The following is an 18,281-nucleotide window of genomic DNA, read 5'->3' on the forward strand; positions in this document are numbered from 1 at the left end:
AAATGTGTCTGGACTTTGCATCCGATCCCTGGACGCTACCTAGTTAGTCCCGACTGGTCGCAATAAGTTCCCTCCTCCGACCATTTATTTTCACTTTTATTAAGAAATCGACTACAAACCTGTTCAGCGGTTCAGGCTGGGCGGCAAACAGACTCCAATGCCACCCAATCCGCAGTAACCATCCGGGTTTTTCTCCAGATATTGCTGATGGTAATCCTCGGCGTAGTAGAAGGGCGCCAGCGGCAGAATGCGGGTGGTGATGGCACGGCTGTCGCCGCTTGCCGCCATCGCCTGCTGATAGGCCGCCATGCTCTGCTGGGCAATGATCTGCTGGCTCTCGTCACCATAGAAGATCACCGAGCGATACTGGGTGCCAATGTCCCCGCCCTGTCGCATCCCCTGCGCAGGATCGTGCTGCTCCCAGAATAGTCTGAGCAGATCGCCGTAGCTGATCACCGCCGGATCAAACACCACCTGCACCGTCTCGGCATGTCCGGTCAGGCCGCTGCACACCTCTTTGTAGGTGGGATTCTGGGTCACGCCGCCCTGATAACCTGCCGCGGTGGAGTAGACGCCCGGCTGCTGCCAGAACAGGCGCTCAACGCCCCAGAAACAGCCCATGCCAAACCAGGCGATCTCCATGTTCTCGGGCCAGGGGCCCTGGGTCGGGTTGCCATTCACCGCATGCTGCTGACCAATCACCATCGCTTCGCGTCGTCCCGGCAGGGCATCTGCCGGTGAAATAATCTGTTCCATGAATTCTGTCCTTGTATAAAACCCTGTGAAATCACACAGCTGACGAAAAGGAGCATCGAAGATAGCAGTTTATCGCGCCGGATCAACCGGCGGGCCCCTCCCCGCTCGCCCCAGCGGCCATCTGCGCTTCGAACCATCCTTTCCCGATCCGCACGGCCAAGCCGCCCCTCGTAGACCAGAAACGGCCAAAATCAATATTTAGTCTTGATTTGTGAATTAATTTTCATATATTGAGCCAATCGCTGTTTTTTTATGGAAGAAATATCAAGTGCGTGAACGCGAACCCAGTCTGGTCAATGCCTTCCGGCAATCCACCCCCTATGTCAATGTGCATCGGGGTGCCACCTTTGTGCTGATGATGGGCGGAGAAGCCATCTGCCACCCCAACTTCGCCAATATCGTCAGCGATATCGCCCTGCTGCAGACACTGGGCATACGCCTGGTGCTGGTGTTTGGTTCACGTCCGCAAAACGATGAGGCGCTGGCCCGCGCCGGTATCGAGGCCCAGTATCACAAGCGGATCCGGGTCACCGATGACGAGAGTTTCACCATCATCAAGCAAGTGTGTGGCGGCCTGCAATATGACATCACCGCCCAGCTCTCCATGGGGCTCGCCAACACCCCCATGCAGGGGGCGCGGATCAGCGTGGTGAGCGGCAACTTTGTCACCGCACAGCCGCTGGGGGTGGATGATGGCATCGACTTTTGCCACAGCGGCCGGGTGCGCCGCATCGACGTGGAGGGGATCACTCGCCAGCTCGACCAGAAGAGTCTGGTGCTTATCTCCCCCATCGGCTGCTCGGTCACCGGCGAGAGCTTTAACCTGAGCTCGGAAGAGGTAGCCCGCCGGGTGGCGGTCGACCTCAAGGCGGACAAGCTTATCTGTTTCAGCAGCACCCAAGGGGTGATGGACAGACACGGCGAGGCTATCTCCGAGCTTTTCCCCGAACAGGCCGAAGAGCTGCTGGTGGAGCTGGAACAAGCGGGCGAAGAGATGTCCGGCACCGCCCGTTATCTGCGCGCGGCCATTGCCTCCTGCCGCGGCGGCGTGCCTCGCTCCCATCTGGTGAGCTATCAGGATGATGGCGCCATGCTGCAGGAGCTGTTCAGTCGCGACGGCCTCGGCACCCAGATCGTGCGGGAAAGCGCCGAGCAGGCCCGCGCCGCCACCATCGAGGATATCGGCGGCATTCTGGATCTCATTCGCCCGCTGGAGGAGGAAGGTATTCTGGTGCGCCGCTCCCGCGAGCAGCTGGAGATGGAGATCGACAAGTTCACCATCATCGAGCGCGATGGCCTCATCATCGGCTGCGCGGCCCTCTACTGCTTTATGGAAGAGGCGATGGCGGAGATGGCCTGCGTCGCTATCCACCCCGACTATCGCAACTCCAACCGGGGAGATCAGCTGGTGGCCAAGGTAGCCGAGCGGGCCAAACGGCTTGGCATTCGCCGCCTGTTCGTGCTCACCACCCGCTCCATCCACTGGTTCCGGGAGCGGGGCTTCGATCCGCTGGAAGTGGAAGATCTGCCGGTGGCGCGCCAGCGTCTCTACAACTGGCAGCGCCGTTCCAAGGTTTTGTCAAAGACCATTGCCTAAGTCATTGATCCTGCGTTGAGTTAGCTGACAATTTGAACTTTTTCACAAACTCGATTGACAGTGCAATCCAACGCAGGTTATTTCTAAACGCACTCCACCGCCCTGGTGGAGCCAGAAGAGGAGCGCTGCCCAGGCAGCCCAAGGGAGGACGCCAGCGTCCGGTGAACTTGGGTCAGGGGGAGCAGCGCCGAGACGAGTGAGGAGACTGGTGACCTCAACGTCGGCTGCGGGGGCTGAATCCCCCGGGTTGTCATCGGTAGTGATCATCCCACACCGCGCCCTGTCAGGGGCGGTACGGGATGGGCTCTGCAGGTGGAGTGCTTCTGGCCGGGATAGCTTCGTTCATTCCTGCCATTTTCAGCCTCCTCCTCTCTTTTTTGCCCGATGGAACCGGAATCTTAAAATAAGACAGGAGTAAGCAATGAGCCCGATCAATGTCGCCAAGTTTGGCGGAACCAGTGTCGCCAACTTCCCGGCCATGAATCACTGCGCCGACATCGTGCTGGCCAATCCCGCCACCCGGGTGGTGGTACTGAGTGCCAGCGCCGGTGTCACCAACCTGCTGGTCACCCTGGCACAAGGTGAGCTGGACGAAGCGGGCCGCGACGAGCAGCTGGCCAAACTGGCCGGGATCCAGCAGGCCATTCTGGCCGATCTCGGCAACCCCGTTGATGTGAGCGCCCTTATTCATGGTCAGCTGGACGAAATTCGCCTCATGGCCCAGCAAGCCCACCAGCTTACCGATGCAGAGCTGGCCGATCGCCTCATCGCCTGCGGCGAGCTGATGTCTACCCGCCTCTTTACCGAGCTGCTGCGCCAGCGCGGCGTCAAGGCCCACTGGCAGGATGTGCGCCAGCTGATGCGCACCGACAGCCGCTTTGGCAAGGCCACCGTCGATCTGGTTACCACCCGAACCCTCTGCCAGCAGACGCTGGGCCCGCAGCTTGGCGACAGCCTCATCATCACCCAGGGCTTTATCGGTGCCGATGGCGATGGCCGCACCACCACGCTGGGGCGCGGCGGCTCTGACTACAGCGCAGCCCTGCTCGCCGAAGCGCTCGATGCCGCCAGTATCGAGATCTGGACCGATGTGCCCGGCATCTACACCACGGATCCGCGCCTCGTCACCCGCGCCCGCCCCATTCCTGAAATCAGCTTTGTCGAGGCAGCCGAGATGGCCACTTTCGGCGCCAAGGTGCTGCACCCCGCCACCCTGCAACCGGCGGTGCGCCAGAATATTCCGGTGTTTGTCGGCTCCGCCAAGGACCCCGCCGCCGGTGGTACCTGGATCCGCGCCAGCACAGATTCAAGCCCGCTGTTTCGCGCCGTCGCCCTGCGCCGCCAGCAGGTGCTGGTGACCCTGCACAGCCTCAACATGTTCCACGCCTACGGCTTTCTGGCGGAAGTGTTCGGCATTCTGGCCCGTCACCGCATCTCGGTCGATCTCATCACCACGTCGGAGGTGAGCGTGTCATTGACCCTGGATCACACCGGCAGCCAGAGCAACGGCGAGCCGATCCTGAGCGACAAGGTGCTGACCGAGCTAGGGCAGCTCTGCAAGGTAGAGGTGGAAACCGGTCTGGCACTGGTGGCGCTCATCGGCAACCGGATGAGCGAAGTGAACGGGGTGGGCAGTCAGGTCTTCGACGCCCTGCGCGAGCACAACATCCGGATGATCTGCTACGGCGCCAGCGCCCACAACCTCTGCTTCCTAGTCAAGGAGAGCGAGGCGGGCACTATCGTCAACCGCCTCCATCAGGAGCTGCTGGACTGACCCTCACCGCGAGGTAAACCAGACCATGCAACAGGGCGCCAACACGGCGCCCTGTTTATTTGTATTCCGCAAAGGTATTGGCTCAGGCAAGGCTGGTGGCTGGCAACTGACAGGCCACGGCTTCCCGGCGCAGTTGCTGCAAGCGGGCCAGCAGCCCGGTCTGGCCCAGCTCCGTCTCCTGAGGCGAGAGATTGTCCACCAGCAGCGGATAGTGATCCGTCACCGCCTGCATCAACCAATCGAGGCGACGCAGGGTGAGCGGGCCGCAGCTCTGGCCGCTCAGATCATCGGCCACATCGAGCTGGTGGCTGCGATACATGTCCCGCCACCAGTTGGCGACCAGCGCCTCGTCGCTCGCCAGCGCGGCGCTCCACTCCCCTTGCAGGGCGTGCAGGCGGGCCAGCACGGGCGCGCTGGCCCCTTCACGGATCAGGTGGTGGATCTCCCGTTTCACCCATTTCAGACAAAGCTCGCGCCAGTAGCGAAATTGCGGCAGAGGATCGGCCTCATCGAGCCAGAGTCCAGAGAGGGTGCGGGTCTCCAACCGCTCCGGCACATGGAACTGCGGGTCGACCAGACCGTTGGAGTTGTATTCAAAGCGGGGATCGAAGGTCCACATATAGCCAAAGTCGAACACGCAGATCTGCTCGCCGTCATCGAGCAGGTTGCCCGGGCTCGGGTCCCAGTCAAACCAGCCCCAGCGGGCCAGCTCCCCCTGCACCTCCAGCATCTGGGCCAGATTGCGTTCGTTGAGCTGGTGGACCGGCACACCCCGCAACCAGGGGGAGACCAGCACACCGGCCCGCGCCGAGCCGAAGCTGGTGCAGACCACGTGGGAGAGGACGGTAGGGTGCAGCTCCCGCAGCGCCTCGATTTCGCGTCGCCGCTCCAGCTCGGTCAGAAAGGCAGTCTTGCCATCGAGGTTGGCCACCAGTGAATCCTGACGGCGCCGCTTGAGGCACCAGTGATGCCCCTCCACCTTGAGGTGAAACACCTCGGCGGTGAGACCGTGCCGGTATACCTTGACCACAGCCGGATGGCTATCCTTCAGCTTGACCAGTTGGGCCAGCGGCAGCGGGCAGTCGCGCTCGCGTCCGATCCGGATCTCTTCCTTGCTCTCCAGCATGCGCAGCAATCTGGCCTGACGTGCCATCACTTTGGGATTCATACATGTACCTCCAGTCGCTATCGAGAGACTAAACAGCAGCTCCCTCCCAAGCCAGCGGCAAAACCCCATGATGACGCTTTCATCACATATTCCGAACAACCCCTCGATCGGGATCACAATTTGCAAGGTTGAGCTGTAACCAAATATTCATTAAGTGGTCATTAAATTGACAAGCTGAAACAAGGCCCGCACCATCGGGTCAAACTCTATGCGGATGAACGATCTCTCCCTCACTCGCTCAAAGGATGAGCTTATATGAATCGCCCCTCCTCAGGCCGCCCCCGCGTCCTGAGTCTGCCCTCTCTGCTGCTTGCCCTGCTGGGCGGATTGCTGCTGCTGACCCTGTTGTTGCCGCTGATCAATCCCGGCAGTTGGCTGGGCCGCGCCCAACCGCTGGTGCTGGGCCCCGCCGACAATCCGCTGGCCACCCTCACCCGCCACGCCCTGCTCTATAAAAGCGACAGCCGCGGCCTCTATCTGGTGGTGCGCAGCCAGTGGCAGTTGCGAGGGCCATTGCAAGCGGGGGACAAGGTGCGGGTAGAGCTGCTCAACGACAAGGGGCAGCGGATCGACCAGCTGAGTCAATCGGTGGATAAGCGTCAGGTGTGCCGCAATAACCGCTGCACCCTGGATCTCAACAGCACCCTGCGCGCCCCGGACGATGCCCTTGATAGCCGCTATCAGTTGCGCATCGGTCTGCTGCTCAAGGATCGCCCCGAGAGCGGCGATTTCAGCCAGATCCTGCAAACCCTGCCGGAGCAGGGCTTCAACCTCACCTATCTGGTGGTGAGCCTGACGCTGGTGCTGGCCCTGAGCGCCGCCGTGCTAAAAACGGTGCTGCCAAAGCTGCGCCGCAGCCTGCGCTGGCGGATCATCGGCAGCCTGCTGCTCGGCAACCTCACCTTCGTGCTGCTGCACGGCTTCGTGGTGTTCAAGCTGGGGGAGTTTCTGCTCTGGTCAGGCTTTCGGCCGGAGCACTACTATCTCGCCTGGGGCAGCATGGTGCTGGGCTGGAGCCTCTGCGCGCTGGCGGGCTTCAACCTCTATATGGGGCTGGTCTTTACCGCGCTGTCAGGCATAGGTCTGCTGGCCAACTTTATGAAGATCGCCATCTACGGCGTGCCGCTCGGCGGGGACGATTTTGGCAACCTGCTGGCGCTGCTGCGGATCCTGCTCGACCAGCACCCCATCCTGCCCATCTTCACCGTGTTGCTGGCACTGTTTCTCTGCTGGCGCTTTGCCCTGTCACGCTGGGTGCTGCGCACAGCCGCGGCCACCGTCGCCTTCTTTGCCCTGTGCGTCTTTGCCACCCAGACCGGCAACAAGCTGCTGGGAGCCAACATTCGCTACGTGGATCGCGCGGTCAACTACCACAGGGACATCATCCGCTCCGGCCCCGGCCTCTATCTGTTCAATCTGGTGGACGAGATGCTGCAAAGCGGCAGCGTGTTTCGCTACCCCTTGCAGATCAACGAGCTGACCCCGCAGCTGAGTTATCCGCCCCAGGGCATAGCGCCGCGCTGGGATCTGGTGATCGTGCTGCAATATGAGTCGCTCTGGCTCGACTGGAAGGGGCGGATCTGCGCACCGGCTCCCACCCTCTCCCTGCCCGCCAGCGTGCAGCAGTGGCAAAAAACCATCCACTCCCCCACCACCGGCGGCATGACGGTACTGGCGGAGTTCGAGATGAACACCGGCCTGCCGGTGGGCTTGCTCAAGCAGGGGGTGGTGCCCTACTACTACCTCTCGCAGCAGGTGCCGGGGCTGGCCCAGAGCGCCAGACAGAGCGGCTACCAGACCCTGTTCGCCCACCCCTATGTGGAAAAATTCTGGGGCCGCGCCAAGGCGATCCCGGCGCTCGGCTATGAGGAGCGCTGGTTCGACACCCGCTTCACCACCCTCGAGCACAAGGGGCTCTATATCTCCGATGATGCCCTCATCGACCACCTGCTCAAGCGCAGCGAACAGGATGACAAACCGCTGTTTGCCTATGCGGTCACCATGCAGGGGCACGGCCCCTTCGATGGCCCCCGCTATCAGGGGCAGGAGCGCAGCGGCGCCTGCCCGAACCAGAGCGAGAGCGACACCCAGCTGCTCAACACCTACTACACCGGGGTGGTGGATGCCATGGCCTCGCTGGAGCGACTGCTCAAGACCCTCGACCAGTCGGACAAGCGCTATCTGGTGGTGGCCTTTGGCGATCACCAGCCGTTTTTGATGTCTGCCGGCAAGGGCATTCACGGTAACAAGCCGGCGCGCGATGCCACCTACCAGATCCCCATGATGGCCTTCACCCGCGCCGATGATCCCCTCAATCTGGCGACCCAGTTTGCGCCGGTGCGCCAGCTCTACCAGATGGGTCAAGCCACCCGCCAGCTGCTGGCGGGGGATATCACCCCCATCGAAGAGAAGCCCCTGCTCCATCCGGTGCTGGGCGAGGAGAAAGGGTTCGACCCTTCAAGCCTGGTGCCGCAGCTCCGCGCCAGCTTCCGGCCCGATGCCCTGCCCTGATCACGCCCCACAAAAACAGACAAGGCCGCATCCGCGGCCTTGTTGTTGGACATTCATTTCGCCCTCATTCTGCTCGCCACCATGGCTCCAGCAAGGTGAGCTGCTGGCGGTCGAGATCGAGCGCTACCTCGATACCCAGCGGCAGCGTCAGCATGGGGTGGGTATGGGCGCAGTCAAACTCCGCCAGAATGGGGAAGCTCGGCTCCCCCACCACCTCCAGCAGGATATCGAGGGGGCGCTTGCCGCTACCCTGATCGTTGAACAACTCGTGCTTGCCGAGGATAAGCGCACCGATCCGCTCAAATACCCCGCACAGCTTGAGGTGAGCAAAGGAGCGCTCCAGCGTCTCGGCAGATTTCAGGCTGTCCTCCAGCAGCAAAATGTCGCCGTGCTCGATGGGCGGCATATAGGGGGAACCCCAGCTCCCCGCCATGGTGTTGAGGTTGCCGCCAATCAGCCTCCCCTCAACCCGGCCTGAGCCCACCGAGATCAGCCGATTGGGCTGGCAGCGCTTGGCCCGGGTCTGGCTTTCCCAATCGAGCCGTTCATCGCTCCACTTTACCGGGGTGGGCAGCGTGCAGGGGACGCCAGCTTCATCGGCCAATGCAATCTGTAAAAAACTGGCCAGCGTCTCATCCACCAGCGGCGGCAACTCGCCAAAGGAGGCCACCAGCGCCGGGCCATAAAAGGTAACCAGGCCAGTTTGGGCGTGGATGCCGAGCAGCAGTGCCGTCACATCGGAGTAGCCAACGATGATCTTGGGATCGCGCTTGAGCGCATCAAAATCGAGATAAGGCAGCAGGGAGTTGGAGTTGCTGCCGCCAATCACCGACATGATGCAGCGTACTTCTGGGTCGCGAATAAGGGCGTTGAGCTCCTCGGCCCGCGCGGCGATGGAGCCGGATCGCCAGTGATCCTGCTGGCCGGTAAGGCTGCCCGCCTTGAGCCTGAAGCCCTGCCCCTCAAGAAAGGCTTTTGCGCGGGCAAAACGGTTGGGTGCCCAGGCGGTCGCCGCGCTGGAGGGGGAGAAAAAAGCGATGGTATCGCCACGTTGGAGCAGCGGGGGAACCAGTAACGTCATAAATTGCTCATCCTTGCCAATATCCAGCCATCACAGAGTCGTTGAGACTCCTACACAACCCCTTTGATCACAACGGGTTTATCACGGTCGTTTAGAAATACAAAACACTTGATTCATTATTAACAGATATTCTAAACACTATCCCCTTCCTAGAATGACCTCATTGCGATGGCCAACCCCGGTTGGTTGTCAGAATGGTCGGCCTGACAGCCCGAGCGTTCTCTTTCCCACTTTTTCTCTCTGACTTATCAATGAGGTGCCTGTCATGAACAAAAACGCATCCCCCAGCGCATTGGTTGTAGAAGGCGGCGCCATGCGCGGCATATTTGCCAGCGGCGTGCTGGATGCGTTTATCGAGCATGACTATCGCCCCTTTGACTTCGCCATCGGCGTCTCGGCGGGGGCCACCAACTTGCTGGCTTATCTCGCCAGCCAGCATGGTCGCAGCCATGAGATCCTGACCAAACTGGCGTGCAGCCAGCAGTTTATGGATCCCCTGCGTTTTGCCAAGGGGGGCAATCTGGTGGATATCCACTGGCTGTGGAACACCAGCTGCCGCAAGTATCCCCTCGACATTCACGCCTACCGGGAGACCGGCATCCCCTTCTATGCGGTGGTGACCAATACCCTGACCGGCAAGGCGGAGTACATCCGGGTCAAGCCGGAGAACATGAACGAGGTGCTGCCCGCCAGCTGCGCCATTCCCCTCGCCTCCCACGAATACCCGGAGGTGCACGGGGTGCCGATGACAGATGGGGGGGTGGCCGACTCCATCCCGGTGATCGAGGCCTACCGCCGCGGTGCCCGTCACCTGACGGTGATCCTCTCCGAGCCCCTTGGCTATCGGCTCAAGCCGATGCCTTTCCCCTGGATGATCCGCACTCTGCTCAAGACCCGCCCCGCGCTGGCACAGGCGCTGGAGCAGCGGGATCGCAGCTACAACGAGGCGCTCGATTTTATCGCCAATCCGCCTGAGGACTGCCAGATCGAGGTGATCGCCCCGGCCGACTACTTCCCCGTTTCCCGTTTCACCCGCGATATCAACAAGCTGGAGATGGGATACGTGATGGGCAAGTGCGCAGGCTACCAGACCGCCCTGCTCAATTGATAAGGGTTTTACAGGCATGACCCGACCTGCCGCGACGCACGCGCCGCCAACACAATAACAATCGGGTCAGTTGAGCAACATGAGTCATAAAAACAGACCGTGGCGAGGCAAGCGCGGCCAGAACCGATGCCAGACATCCTGACCGGCCCGCTCCTCATCCCTATGCCAGGGCATCTCACCCTCATACAAGGTGTTTATTTATGTCGTTTCTTCTCACCCAGCCCGCGCTGGCGCAGCTGTTCGAGCGGCTGCTGCCCGATTACCGGATCATGGCGCCCGCGGCCGAATATCGGGGCGGCCGCTTCTCCGACACCGACAACGTCACCTACCACAGCATCCGCCACCCGGCCGATCTGGTGTGGCAGGAGAAGTCCCACTTCTCCCCAAAAGAGGTGGTGCTCCCCATTACCCAGACCCTGTTCCACTTCGACAATCTGGAGCTGCGCGAATCAAAGGTGGAGGCCAAGCCCACCCTGCTGTTCTTGCGCAGCTGTGATATCCACGCTCTGCGCAGGCTGGATCAGGTCTACCTGAAAAATGGCCAGAACAGCGACGTCTACTACGCCCGGCTGCGCAGCAAGCTCAAGCTGGTGCTGCTGGAGTGCCGCGAGAGCTTCGAGAACTGCTTCTGCGTCTCCATGGGCAGCAACGAGACCCGAGACTACGCCGCCGCCATTCGTCTGAGCGATGAGGGTGCCCGCATCGAGGTGAAGGATCCCGAGCTGCTCGGCTACTTTGCCGAGCTGGGTGAATCCGACGACTTCACCCCGGAATTTGTCCAGAGCAACCCGGTCAAGGTACGCACCCCGGACAGTGTCTGTGACGACCCGCAGCGGATCCGCCAGATCCTCACCGCCCATCCGGTCTGGGCCGAGTACGACAGCCGCTGCATCGGCTGCGGCCGCTGTACCACCTCCTGCCCGACCTGCAGCTGCTATAGCGTGCATGACCTCACCTATGCGGAGAATCCCCAGCAGGGTGAGCGCCGTCGCCAATGGGCCAGCTGCATGGTGGATGGCTTCAGCGACATGGCCGGTGGCCACGGTTTTCGCGCCAAACATGGCGAGCGCCTGCGTTATCGCGCCCTGCACAAGGTCAACGACTACAAGGCCCGTCAGGGAGAGGAGCACATGTGCGTCGGCTGTGGCCGCTGCGACGATCGCTGCCCTCACTACATCTCCTTTAGCAACATCATCAACAAGATGACCGATGTGGTCGAACAGACCATCGCAGCCGACAACGCGCAGGGGGCGAACTGATATGTGCCAGTGCCAGCAAACCGCAACAGCAGAACCGCAGCAGGACGTGGTCGAAAACCGCCTGCTGCCCAAGGCCTACACCATTCTGGCCATCGAGCGCCACACCGAGCTGGAGTGGAACTTTCGGGTCTCCCGCGACTTTGATGTCCACTACGGCCAGTTTGTGGAGATCTCCCTGCCCACCGTCGGCGAAGCGCCCATCTCGGTCTCCGACTATGGCGATGGCTATGTGGATCTGTTGATCCGCAAGGTCGGCAAGGTGACCGATGCGCTGTTTGCCCTCGATGTGGGCGACAAGGTGTGGATGCGCGGCGTCCACGGTAACGGCTATCCGCTGGAGACCTACCGCGACCAGCACCTCATCGTGGTGGCGGGCGGTACAGGCGTCGCGCCGGTCAAGGGGCTGCTGCGCCGCTTCAGCAAACATCCGGAAGAGGTGAAATCCCTCGACATGATCCTCGGCTTCAAGAACGAGCAGGCGGTGCTCTATCGCCACGAGATGCCGCTCTGGGCCGAGCAGCAGAACCTCATCGTCACCCTGGACGAGGGCAAGGAGAGCGAGCAGTTTCGCATCGGCCGGGTCACCGACTACATCGACCAGTTGGATCTCGCCGACAAGGAGGATATCCAGGTGATCGTGGTCGGCCCCCCCATCATGATCCGCTTCGTGGTGCTCGCCTTCCTCGAACGGGGCATCCCCAAGGATCGCATCTGGGTCGACTACGAACGCCGCATGGCCTGCGCCGTGGGCAAATGCGGCCACTGCCGGATGGGCGACACCTATATCTGCGTGGATGGACCGGTCTTTCGTTTTGACCAGGCCCAGCATCTGATCGACTGAGGGAGAACACCATGAGTCTCGATATCGACATCATCAAGGCCCGCGCCAAGAACGAATACCGCCTCTCCAAGGTGCGCGGCGAAGCGATGATCAGCGTACGCATTCCCGGCGGGATCATGCCCGCCCACCTGCTGGCGGTGGCCCAGCAGATCGCCGAACAGTATGGCAACGGCCTGATCCACCTCACCACCCGCCAGAAGCTGGCGATGCCCGGCATCAAGTATCAGGACATGGACAAGGTCAACGCCGCCCTCGAGCCCTTTATCAAGGAGATCGAGGTGGAGACCTGCGGCATCGAGGTAGAGGACACAACAGCCGGTTACCAGACCATCGGCGGGCGCAACATCGTCGCCTGTCAGGGCAACACCATCTGCCAGAAGGGCAATATCGACTGCACCGGGCTGGCCCAGCGGATGGAGAAACACCTCTACCCCAACCCCTATCACCTCAAGATGGTGATCGCTGGCTGCCCCAACGACTGCGCCAAGGCCAACATGGCCGACTTCGGCATCCTCGGCATCGCCAAAATCCACTTCAATGCCGAGCGCTGCATCGGCTGCGGCGCCTGTGTCAAGGCATGCAGCCACCACGCGGTGGATTGCCTCGCCATCAAACATGGCAAGGCGGTCAAAGAGGAGAGCAAGTGCATCGGCTGTGGCGAGTGCGTGCTGGCCTGCCCGACCCTGGCCTGGCAGCGGGATCCCAAGCAGCTCTACATGGTCAAGCTGGGGGGACGCACCAGCAAGAAGACTCCCCGTACCGGCAAGCTGTTCCTCAACTGGGTAACCGAAGAGGTGCTTCATGCGGTGATCAAGAACCTGTTCGAGTTCGAGGCCGAGATGCTGGATGGCAAGCCCATCTACCTGCACATGGGTCACCTTATCGACCGGGCCGGTTATCACAAGTTCAAGGAGCGGGTGCTGCGCGGCGTCACCCTCAACCCGGAAGCCATGGTCGCTGACCGCATCTTCTGGGCCGAAGATCAGTACGTCGCCAACATGCACGTCAAAGCGGTGCAATAGGAAAAACCTCGTTTGGGGAAGCGTGATCAAGTGGCCGACACCGGTGGGGATCTGTCGTTGGCCCGGGCGTAGATCACCCTTCCCCTTTTTTATTCCCGTCGGGGGATCTTTCCCCCGACCATCCGGGGTGCGTCACGGCGCACCCTGCTATCTCGCCCGGCGCGGCATTGCGAGCGGGCCAGCATCCGGAGCCTGTTATGGACTTTCTCCCTCTCTTCTGTCAGCTGCAAAACAAGCCGGTCCTGATCGTCGGCGGCGGTGAGGTGGCGGTGCGCAAGGCGCGCCTGCTGCTCGATACCAAGGCGAAGATCACCATCAATGCACCGCACCTGGAACCCCAACTGATGAGCTGGGCCGAGCAGGGTCGCCTGACCGTCTGCGCCGCCGGCTTTCATCCCGAACTGCTCGATGGCAAGTGGCTGGTGATCGCCGCCACCAACCAGCAAGAGGTCAACCAGCAGGTCTTTCATGAGGCGAACCTGCGCCAGATCTTCTGCAATGTGGTGGACTCCCCGGCCCACTGCAGCGCCATCATGCCCGCGATCATTGACCGCTCGCCGCTGATGGTGGCCATCTCCAGCGCAGGCGCGGCGCCGGTTCTAAGCCGCCAGCTGCGGGAAAAACTTGAAGCGTTGCTGCCGCAACACCTCGGCCAGCTCGCGGCGCTGGCGGGCAAGCTGCGCGAGCGGGTCAAACTCATTCCGGACAAGCTGGCCCGCCGCCGCTTCTGGGAGCGGCTCTTTAGCCATGAGCGACTGGCATGCCAGCTGGCGCGCGGCCAACAACAAGCCTCCGAGCAGAGCGTCGCCGAGCTACTCGATGAGCAACCGCAGAGCAAGGGAAGCGTAACCCTGGTGGGAGCAGGCCCCGGCGATGCGGGCCTGCTTACCCTGAGCGGTCTGCAGCAGCTGCAGCAGGCGGATGTGGTGGTCTATGACCGGCTGGTCTCGCAGGAGGTGTTGGCGCTTGTTCGCCGGGATGCCGAGCGGATCTTTGTTGGCAAGGAGGCGGGCCGCCACTGTGTGCCCCAGCAGGCGATCAACCAGCTGTTGCTGGAGCAGGCTCGCCTCGGCAAACAGGTGGTGCGGCTCAAGGGGGGCGATCCCTTTATCTTTGGCCGGGGTGGCGAGGAGCTGGAAACCCTGGCCGAGGCGGGCATCCCCTTCTCGGTGGTACCGGGCATTACGGCAGCCTCAGGCTGCGCTGCCTACAGCGGCATTCCTCTCACCCACCGTGATCACGCCCAACGGGTGCAGTTCATCACCGGCCACGACAAGGAGGGCAATATCGCCCAGGAGTGGTCAGCGCTGGCGGCCCCCCGCCAGACCCTGGTGTTCTACATGGGGCTGGCCCACGCCGCCCGCATTCAGGATGCGCTGCAAACCCACGGCATGCCAGGTCACACCCCGGTGGCGCTGGTGGAGCAAGGCACCCAGCTCAGTCAGCGGGTAGTGCGCGGCGAGCTGCAGCAGTTGGCCGAACTGGCCCGTCAGGTGAAGAGCCCGAGCCTCATCATCATCGGCTCGGTGGTCACTCTGGCCGACAAGCTGGACTGGTATGGGGAAGCCAATGCCATCCACGGCATCTAACCCCGCACGGCTATCACCCAATAGAGACAGCAAAACAGAGAGCGGCCATGCCGCTCTCTGTTTTTTGCATCAATGACCAAGCCGTGGCACGGCGCGTCTGTTACTCCAGAGTGATGGGGCCGGTATTCTGAACATCGCTGTCATTCCAGTCGCTCTCATCGCGAATGCGCGGATCCCCCTGCAGGGTGTAGAGGATGGTGCCCTGACGAAACTGCAGCGCGCCATCGGCCCGTTTCGCCTTCACCTTGACTCCGTTGACCCACACCTGCTCCTTGCCATCGACCTGAATATTGGCCACCGTGGCACCTGTCTCGCGGTTTTTGGCTACCCACTTGCCCTGATAGGGCGAGTCCCCTTTGGCCATCGGCAGTGCGGCGGCCTTGCCCGCCGACCAGGCGTGCACGGTGCAAAAGCCGTGGGCCCGGCGATCATGTTTGATGACGTAATCCAGGGTGGGTTCGCTGGCGGGCAGATCGAAGGTGATCCCGATGACCACTTTGCCGCTCGTGGCCGAATAGGCGGCGGGCGCCAGCGTTTTCAGGGGCGCCTTCTTGCCATTGATAAAGACGTTGCCCCCTTGCGACTTGACCCGAATATCGGTGGGACAAGTGGCGCTGAAGTTGGGCAGCGCCGCGAGGGCACTGCCGGCATGGGCGATCATGGCCAACATGACAAGGGGCAGCAGAGCAGGTTTTTGATTCATTTTGATACGCCTTCAAGAGAAGAGAACCTCGTCCGTGAGCGGTGTCGTTCCTGATGGCGGCACTCTAGCTTGACCCTCTCGGGCTCCCCAGTTAAAAAAAATAAAACCGGTTAGTGGAATTATTAATAAATATAAATATTTAAAATCAATGATTTGAGTGATAACCCTGCCAGCCGCCACGTATCAGACAGGCAATGAGCCGATAACCCAGTTATCAGCTCATTGCCCATGCAGAGGCTGGTGCCCGATCAGACCACCACGGCGGTGCCACTGATGCTGACCATCAGCATGCTGCCATTTTGCCCCACCACCTCGTAGTCGATATCGATGCCGACCACTGCGTTGGCATCAAGGGCCGCTGCGCGCTCTTTCAGCTCATCGAAAGCGATCTCGCGGGCACGGGCCAGCTCTTTTTCATAGGCGCCGGAGCGGCCGCCGATGATGTCGCGGATCCCGGCAAAGAGATCCTTGAAAATGTTGGCGCCGAGAATGGCTTCGCCAACCACGATGCCGCGGTATTCACGAATGGTTTTGCCTTCCAGCGTGGGGGTCGTCGAGAGGATCATCTTGAACTCCTGTGAGTAGCAGAAGGGCTCAGACTACCCCAACTGCCCGAAAATCCCAACCGGGGGGTGACCTGTACGACGCCGTCCTTAAAAATCACGACAGCCAGATAAAAAACACCGCGCACGGGGCGCGGTGTTTGTTTCAGAGGGCCATTGCCAACGGCAAGCCGTCACGGATTGTAAGAGACCACCGAGCCACTGAGGCCGGTCATCTGGGAGATCCGCCCCTGCATCCCTTGCAGTTTGGCCTTAGAGACATCCGGTCCGATAAAGACCCGGTTGAGCTGACCCTGCACCGGTGTGCGCGGCGAGGTGTGGGCAGAGTAGCCCGCCGCCCGCAGCTTGCTCACCAGTGCGTTGACACTGTCGACGTTCTTGAAGGCGCCAAGCTGGAGGATCCAGCTACCCTGTGCCGGTGCCGCAGCAGGCGCGGGTGTGGTCGGCTGGGTCATCTTGCTTTCAATCAGATCGTCGAGGGACTTGATCTGACCCGCCTGCGGCTTGGCCGGTACGGGCGCCTTGGCCACTTCAACCGGTTTGGCTGGCGTCGGCTTGGGTGCTGGCTTGGGCGGTTCGACCGGTTTTTTGGCCACCACTTCCGGCTTGGGCTGTGGCTTGGGTTGGGCATTCTGTTGCGGCTGAACCGGCGCCGGTGCGGCAGGGGTTGTAGCCGGCTGCGCGCCGTTGCCCTGACCGGCAAGGGTCATGGGATCAGCCACCTCTTCCACTTGCCACTGCTGGGCCGCAGAGGCCTGTTGCTGGCTGGCCAGATGATCGGCGGGCAGGCTGCTGGCTGTCGAGACCTGCAGCGCAGGCTTGGCAGGCTCCAGCTCGGGGCGCAGCGGAATCTTGGCGAAGGCCTCCTCCTTTTGTGCCAGCTTGTGACCATCCAGCAAGTCCGGCAGGAAAATAACAACCAGGGCCACCAGGATGACGGTGCCCACCAGACGGTTTTGAAACTTCGAGGCCAAGTTGAATCCTACCTTTACGTAACTCAATATGCGATTTGGCTCCCCGCCCGAAGGCCGGGGAGCCGGGGTGTGGCCTAGACGGCGACACCCGCCAGAATGTCGGCGACAGTGTAAAACGAACCAAACACAATGACCATATCGTCCGGACTCGATGCGGCCAACGCTGCCTGATAAGCGGCGCTGACATCATCAAACTCCCTGGCAGGCTCCTTGCCCTCCCCCAGCGCTGCAGCCAGCTGCGCAGCAGTGGCGGCGCGCGGGCCGGTGAGGCTGGCCAGATACCACTCGCCAATCAGACCATCGAGTTCGGCAAGGGAACCCGCCATGTCCTTGTCTTTGAGCATGCCGACCACGGCGCGGCGCACACCCGAGCAGGGCATCTTGTGCAATTGCGCGGCCAGATAGGCCGCCGAATGGGGGTTATGGGCCACATCGACGATCACCAGCGGCGCACTTTGCAACTGCTGCATCCGGCCAGCCAGCCGGGCATTGGCAAGCCCGTCACGAATGGCGGACTCCGGCAGCGGCAAGCCGAGGGACTCCAGCGCCGCCAGCACGGTCACCGCGTTCATCAGCGGTAGCGCCGGTTTGGGCAGATCCCGCCACTGGTTTAGGCCGTGATAATCCCAACCGCTCTCGTGCTCATCGCCACGAAAATCGATACCGACCTGACGCAGGTTGGCGCCAAGACGCTGTGCTTCGCTCGCGATAGTCGCAGGCGGATTGGGCTCGCCACTGATGGCGGGTTTACCGGCGCGATAGACCCCAGCCTTCTCCACCGCCACCGCTTCGCGGGTATCACCCAGCCAGTCGCAGTGATCGAGGGCAATGGAGGTGATCATCGCCACATCGGACTCCACCACGTTGGTGGCGTCGAGCCGACCACCCAGCCCCACTTCCAGCAGCAGCACATCGGGGGCGGCTCGGCAGAAGAGCCACAAACCGGCCAGGGTGGCGAACTCGAAGAAAGTAAGGGCAATCTCGCCGCGGGCGGCTTCCACCTCGGCAAAGGCGGCGCAGTGATCGCTGTCGGGCAGCTCTTGCCCGTTGACCCGTACCCGCTCGGTAAAGCGCAGCAGATGGGGCGAGGAGTAGACGCCGACCTTATAGCCTGCGGCCATCAGAATGCTGGCCGCCATGGCACAGCTGGAGCCCTTGCCGTTGGTACCCGCCACCGTGATCACCTTGAACGGCAGCTGGGTAAGCCCCATACGCCGGGCGACAGCACCGACCCGATCCAGCCCCATGTCGATATTGACCGGATGGATCTGCTCCAAATAAGAAAGCCAGTCGACAAGCGACCGGCTTTGGGATTGTTGCATGTTTGAACTCATC

15 protein-coding genes and 1 riboswitch are annotated in these 18,281 nt (G+C 61.7%); of the genes, 8 read left to right on the forward strand and 7 right to left on the reverse strand.

Annotated elements, in window-relative coordinates; all coding sequences use genetic code 11:
• Positions 1–123: 123 nt before the first annotated feature.
• The gene (msrA, locus tag ACTG2J_RS12775; protein ID WP_005352745.1) at positions 124–756 is read right to left on the reverse strand and encodes a peptide-methionine (S)-S-oxide reductase MsrA; all 633 of its coding nucleotides are present in this window, start codon (positions 754–756) and stop codon (positions 124–126) included.
• A gap of 268 nt (positions 757–1,024) precedes the next feature.
• On the opposite strand from msrA, the gene argA reads away from it, so the two are divergent.
• Together argA and lysC are read left to right on the forward strand one after the other, a co-directional pair.
• The gene (gene argA / locus ACTG2J_RS12780; protein WP_042055633.1) at positions 1,025–2,353 is read left to right on the forward strand and encodes an amino-acid N-acetyltransferase; all 1,329 of its coding nucleotides are present in this window, start codon (positions 1,025–1,027) and stop codon (positions 2,351–2,353) included.
• Positions 2,354–2,460: 107 nt separating this feature from the next.
• A riboswitch (Lysine riboswitch) is annotated at positions 2,461–2,684 on the forward strand.
• A gap of 90 nt (positions 2,685–2,774) precedes the next feature.
• A complete protein-coding gene (lysC, locus tag ACTG2J_RS12785) occupies positions 2,775–4,127 on the forward strand; it encodes a lysine-sensitive aspartokinase 3 (RefSeq protein WP_439997559.1) in 1,353 nt (450 codons plus the stop codon).
• A gap of 82 nt (positions 4,128–4,209) precedes the next feature.
• Here the strand turns inward: lysC and ACTG2J_RS12790 are convergent, their stop codons facing one another.
• Positions 4,210–5,295, reverse strand: coding sequence for a hypothetical protein (locus ACTG2J_RS12790; protein ID WP_439997560.1), 1,086 nt, complete (start codon positions 5,293–5,295; stop codon positions 4,210–4,212).
• A 255-nt stretch (positions 5,296–5,550) separates the two neighbouring features.
• Here ACTG2J_RS12790 and ACTG2J_RS12795 point away from each other — a divergent pair, with 255 nt between their 5' ends.
• Complete coding sequence (locus ACTG2J_RS12795; protein ID WP_439997561.1) at positions 5,551–7,806, forward strand: LTA synthase family protein; 2,256 nt, start codon at positions 5,551–5,553, stop codon at positions 7,804–7,806.
• Between the two features lie 64 nt (positions 7,807–7,870).
• Here ACTG2J_RS12795 and ACTG2J_RS12800 read toward each other — a convergent pair whose 3' ends face one another.
• Positions 7,871–8,887, reverse strand: a complete 1,017-nt coding sequence (locus ACTG2J_RS12800) for a S66 family peptidase (protein WP_439997562.1) — start codon at positions 8,885–8,887, stop codon at positions 7,871–7,873.
• Between the two features lie 265 nt (positions 8,888–9,152).
• Between ACTG2J_RS12800 and ACTG2J_RS12805 the strand changes: the two genes are divergently transcribed.
• The 5 genes from ACTG2J_RS12805 (at position 9,153) to cysG (ending at position 14,706) form a co-directional block, all read left to right on the forward strand.
• On the forward strand, positions 9,153–9,995 hold the full coding sequence (locus ACTG2J_RS12805) for a patatin-like phospholipase family protein (RefSeq protein WP_040066434.1): 843 nt from the start codon (positions 9,153–9,155) through the stop codon (positions 9,993–9,995).
• Between the two features lie 200 nt (positions 9,996–10,195).
• Positions 10,196–11,254 (forward strand): anaerobic sulfite reductase subunit AsrA, encoded by a 1,059-nt coding sequence (gene asrA, locus ACTG2J_RS12810; RefSeq protein ID WP_204483266.1) that lies wholly within the window; start codon positions 10,196–10,198, stop codon positions 11,252–11,254.
• A gap of 1 nt (position 11,255) precedes the next feature.
• Positions 11,256–12,095, forward strand: coding sequence for an anaerobic sulfite reductase subunit AsrB (asrB, locus tag ACTG2J_RS12815; RefSeq protein ID WP_040066437.1), 840 nt, complete (start codon positions 11,256–11,258; stop codon positions 12,093–12,095).
• Positions 12,096–12,106: 11 nt separating this feature from the next.
• On the forward strand, positions 12,107–13,117 hold the full coding sequence (gene asrC / locus ACTG2J_RS12820) for a sulfite reductase subunit C (RefSeq protein WP_040066440.1): 1,011 nt from the start codon (positions 12,107–12,109) through the stop codon (positions 13,115–13,117).
• Positions 13,118–13,314: 197 nt separating this feature from the next.
• Positions 13,315–14,706, forward strand: a complete 1,392-nt coding sequence (gene cysG / locus ACTG2J_RS12825; protein WP_439997563.1) for a siroheme synthase CysG — start codon at positions 13,315–13,317, stop codon at positions 14,704–14,706.
• Between the two features lie 100 nt (positions 14,707–14,806).
• Here the strand turns inward: cysG and ACTG2J_RS12830 are convergent, their stop codons facing one another.
• The 4 genes from ACTG2J_RS12830 to folC all read right to left on the reverse strand — a co-directional run bounded on the left by ACTG2J_RS12830 (position 14,807) and on the right by folC (position 18,280).
• A complete protein-coding gene (locus ACTG2J_RS12830) occupies positions 14,807–15,409 on the reverse strand; it encodes a hypothetical protein (protein WP_439989575.1) in 603 nt (200 codons plus the stop codon).
• A 248-nt stretch (positions 15,410–15,657) separates the two neighbouring features.
• On the reverse strand, positions 15,658–15,975 hold the full coding sequence (locus tag ACTG2J_RS12835) for a heavy metal-binding domain-containing protein (RefSeq protein WP_439989574.1): 318 nt from the start codon (positions 15,973–15,975) through the stop codon (positions 15,658–15,660).
• A 170-nt stretch (positions 15,976–16,145) separates the two neighbouring features.
• Positions 16,146–16,946 carry a cell division protein DedD gene (dedD, locus tag ACTG2J_RS12840; protein ID WP_439989573.1) on the reverse strand — a complete coding sequence of 267 codons (801 nt, stop codon included), beginning with the start codon at positions 16,944–16,946 and terminating at the stop codon, positions 16,146–16,148.
• Between the two features lie 74 nt (positions 16,947–17,020).
• The gene (gene folC, locus ACTG2J_RS12845; RefSeq protein ID WP_439989572.1) at positions 17,021–18,280 is read right to left on the reverse strand and encodes a bifunctional tetrahydrofolate synthase/dihydrofolate synthase; all 1,260 of its coding nucleotides are present in this window, start codon (positions 18,278–18,280) and stop codon (positions 17,021–17,023) included.
• Between the last annotated feature and the right edge of the window lies 1 nt (position 18,281).

Source organism: Aeromonas sp. 6P (assembly GCF_051919525.1).
Classification (GTDB): Bacteria; Pseudomonadota; Gammaproteobacteria; order Enterobacterales; family Aeromonadaceae; genus Aeromonas; species Aeromonas veronii.

Excerpts from the sequence above, each read along its gene's own strand:
- ACTG2J_RS12800 (WP_439997562.1), bottom strand. The coding sequence starts at position 8,887 with ATGACGTTACTGGTTCCCCCGCTGCTCCAACGTGGCGATACCATCGCT.
- asrB (WP_040066437.1), top strand. The coding sequence starts at position 11,256 with ATGTGCCAGTGCCAGCAAACCGCAACAGCAGAACCGCAGCAGGACGTG.
- cysG (WP_439997563.1), top strand. The coding sequence starts at position 13,315 with ATGGACTTTCTCCCTCTCTTCTGTCAGCTGCAAAACAAGCCGGTCCTG.
- ACTG2J_RS12830 (WP_439989575.1), bottom strand. The coding sequence starts at position 15,409 with ATGAATCAAAAACCTGCTCTGCTGCCCCTTGTCATGTTGGCCATGATC.
- folC (WP_439989572.1), bottom strand. The coding sequence starts at position 18,280 with ATGAGTTCAAACATGCAACAATCCCAAAGCCGGTCGCTTGTCGACTGG.
- ACTG2J_RS12790 (WP_439997560.1), bottom strand. The coding sequence starts at position 5,295 with ATGAATCCCAAAGTGATGGCACGTCAGGCCAGATTGCTGCGCATGCTG.
- lysC (WP_439997559.1), top strand. The coding sequence starts at position 2,775 with ATGAGCCCGATCAATGTCGCCAAGTTTGGCGGAACCAGTGTCGCCAAC.
- msrA (WP_005352745.1), bottom strand. The coding sequence starts at position 756 with ATGGAACAGATTATTTCACCGGCAGATGCCCTGCCGGGACGACGCGAA.
- asrC (WP_040066440.1), top strand. The coding sequence starts at position 12,107 with ATGAGTCTCGATATCGACATCATCAAGGCCCGCGCCAAGAACGAATAC.
- ACTG2J_RS12835 (WP_439989574.1), bottom strand. The coding sequence starts at position 15,975 with ATGATCCTCTCGACGACCCCCACGCTGGAAGGCAAAACCATTCGTGAA.
- asrA (WP_204483266.1), top strand. The coding sequence starts at position 10,196 with ATGTCGTTTCTTCTCACCCAGCCCGCGCTGGCGCAGCTGTTCGAGCGG.
- ACTG2J_RS12795 (WP_439997561.1), top strand. The coding sequence starts at position 5,551 with ATGAATCGCCCCTCCTCAGGCCGCCCCCGCGTCCTGAGTCTGCCCTCT.
- ACTG2J_RS12805 (WP_040066434.1), top strand. The coding sequence starts at position 9,153 with ATGAACAAAAACGCATCCCCCAGCGCATTGGTTGTAGAAGGCGGCGCC.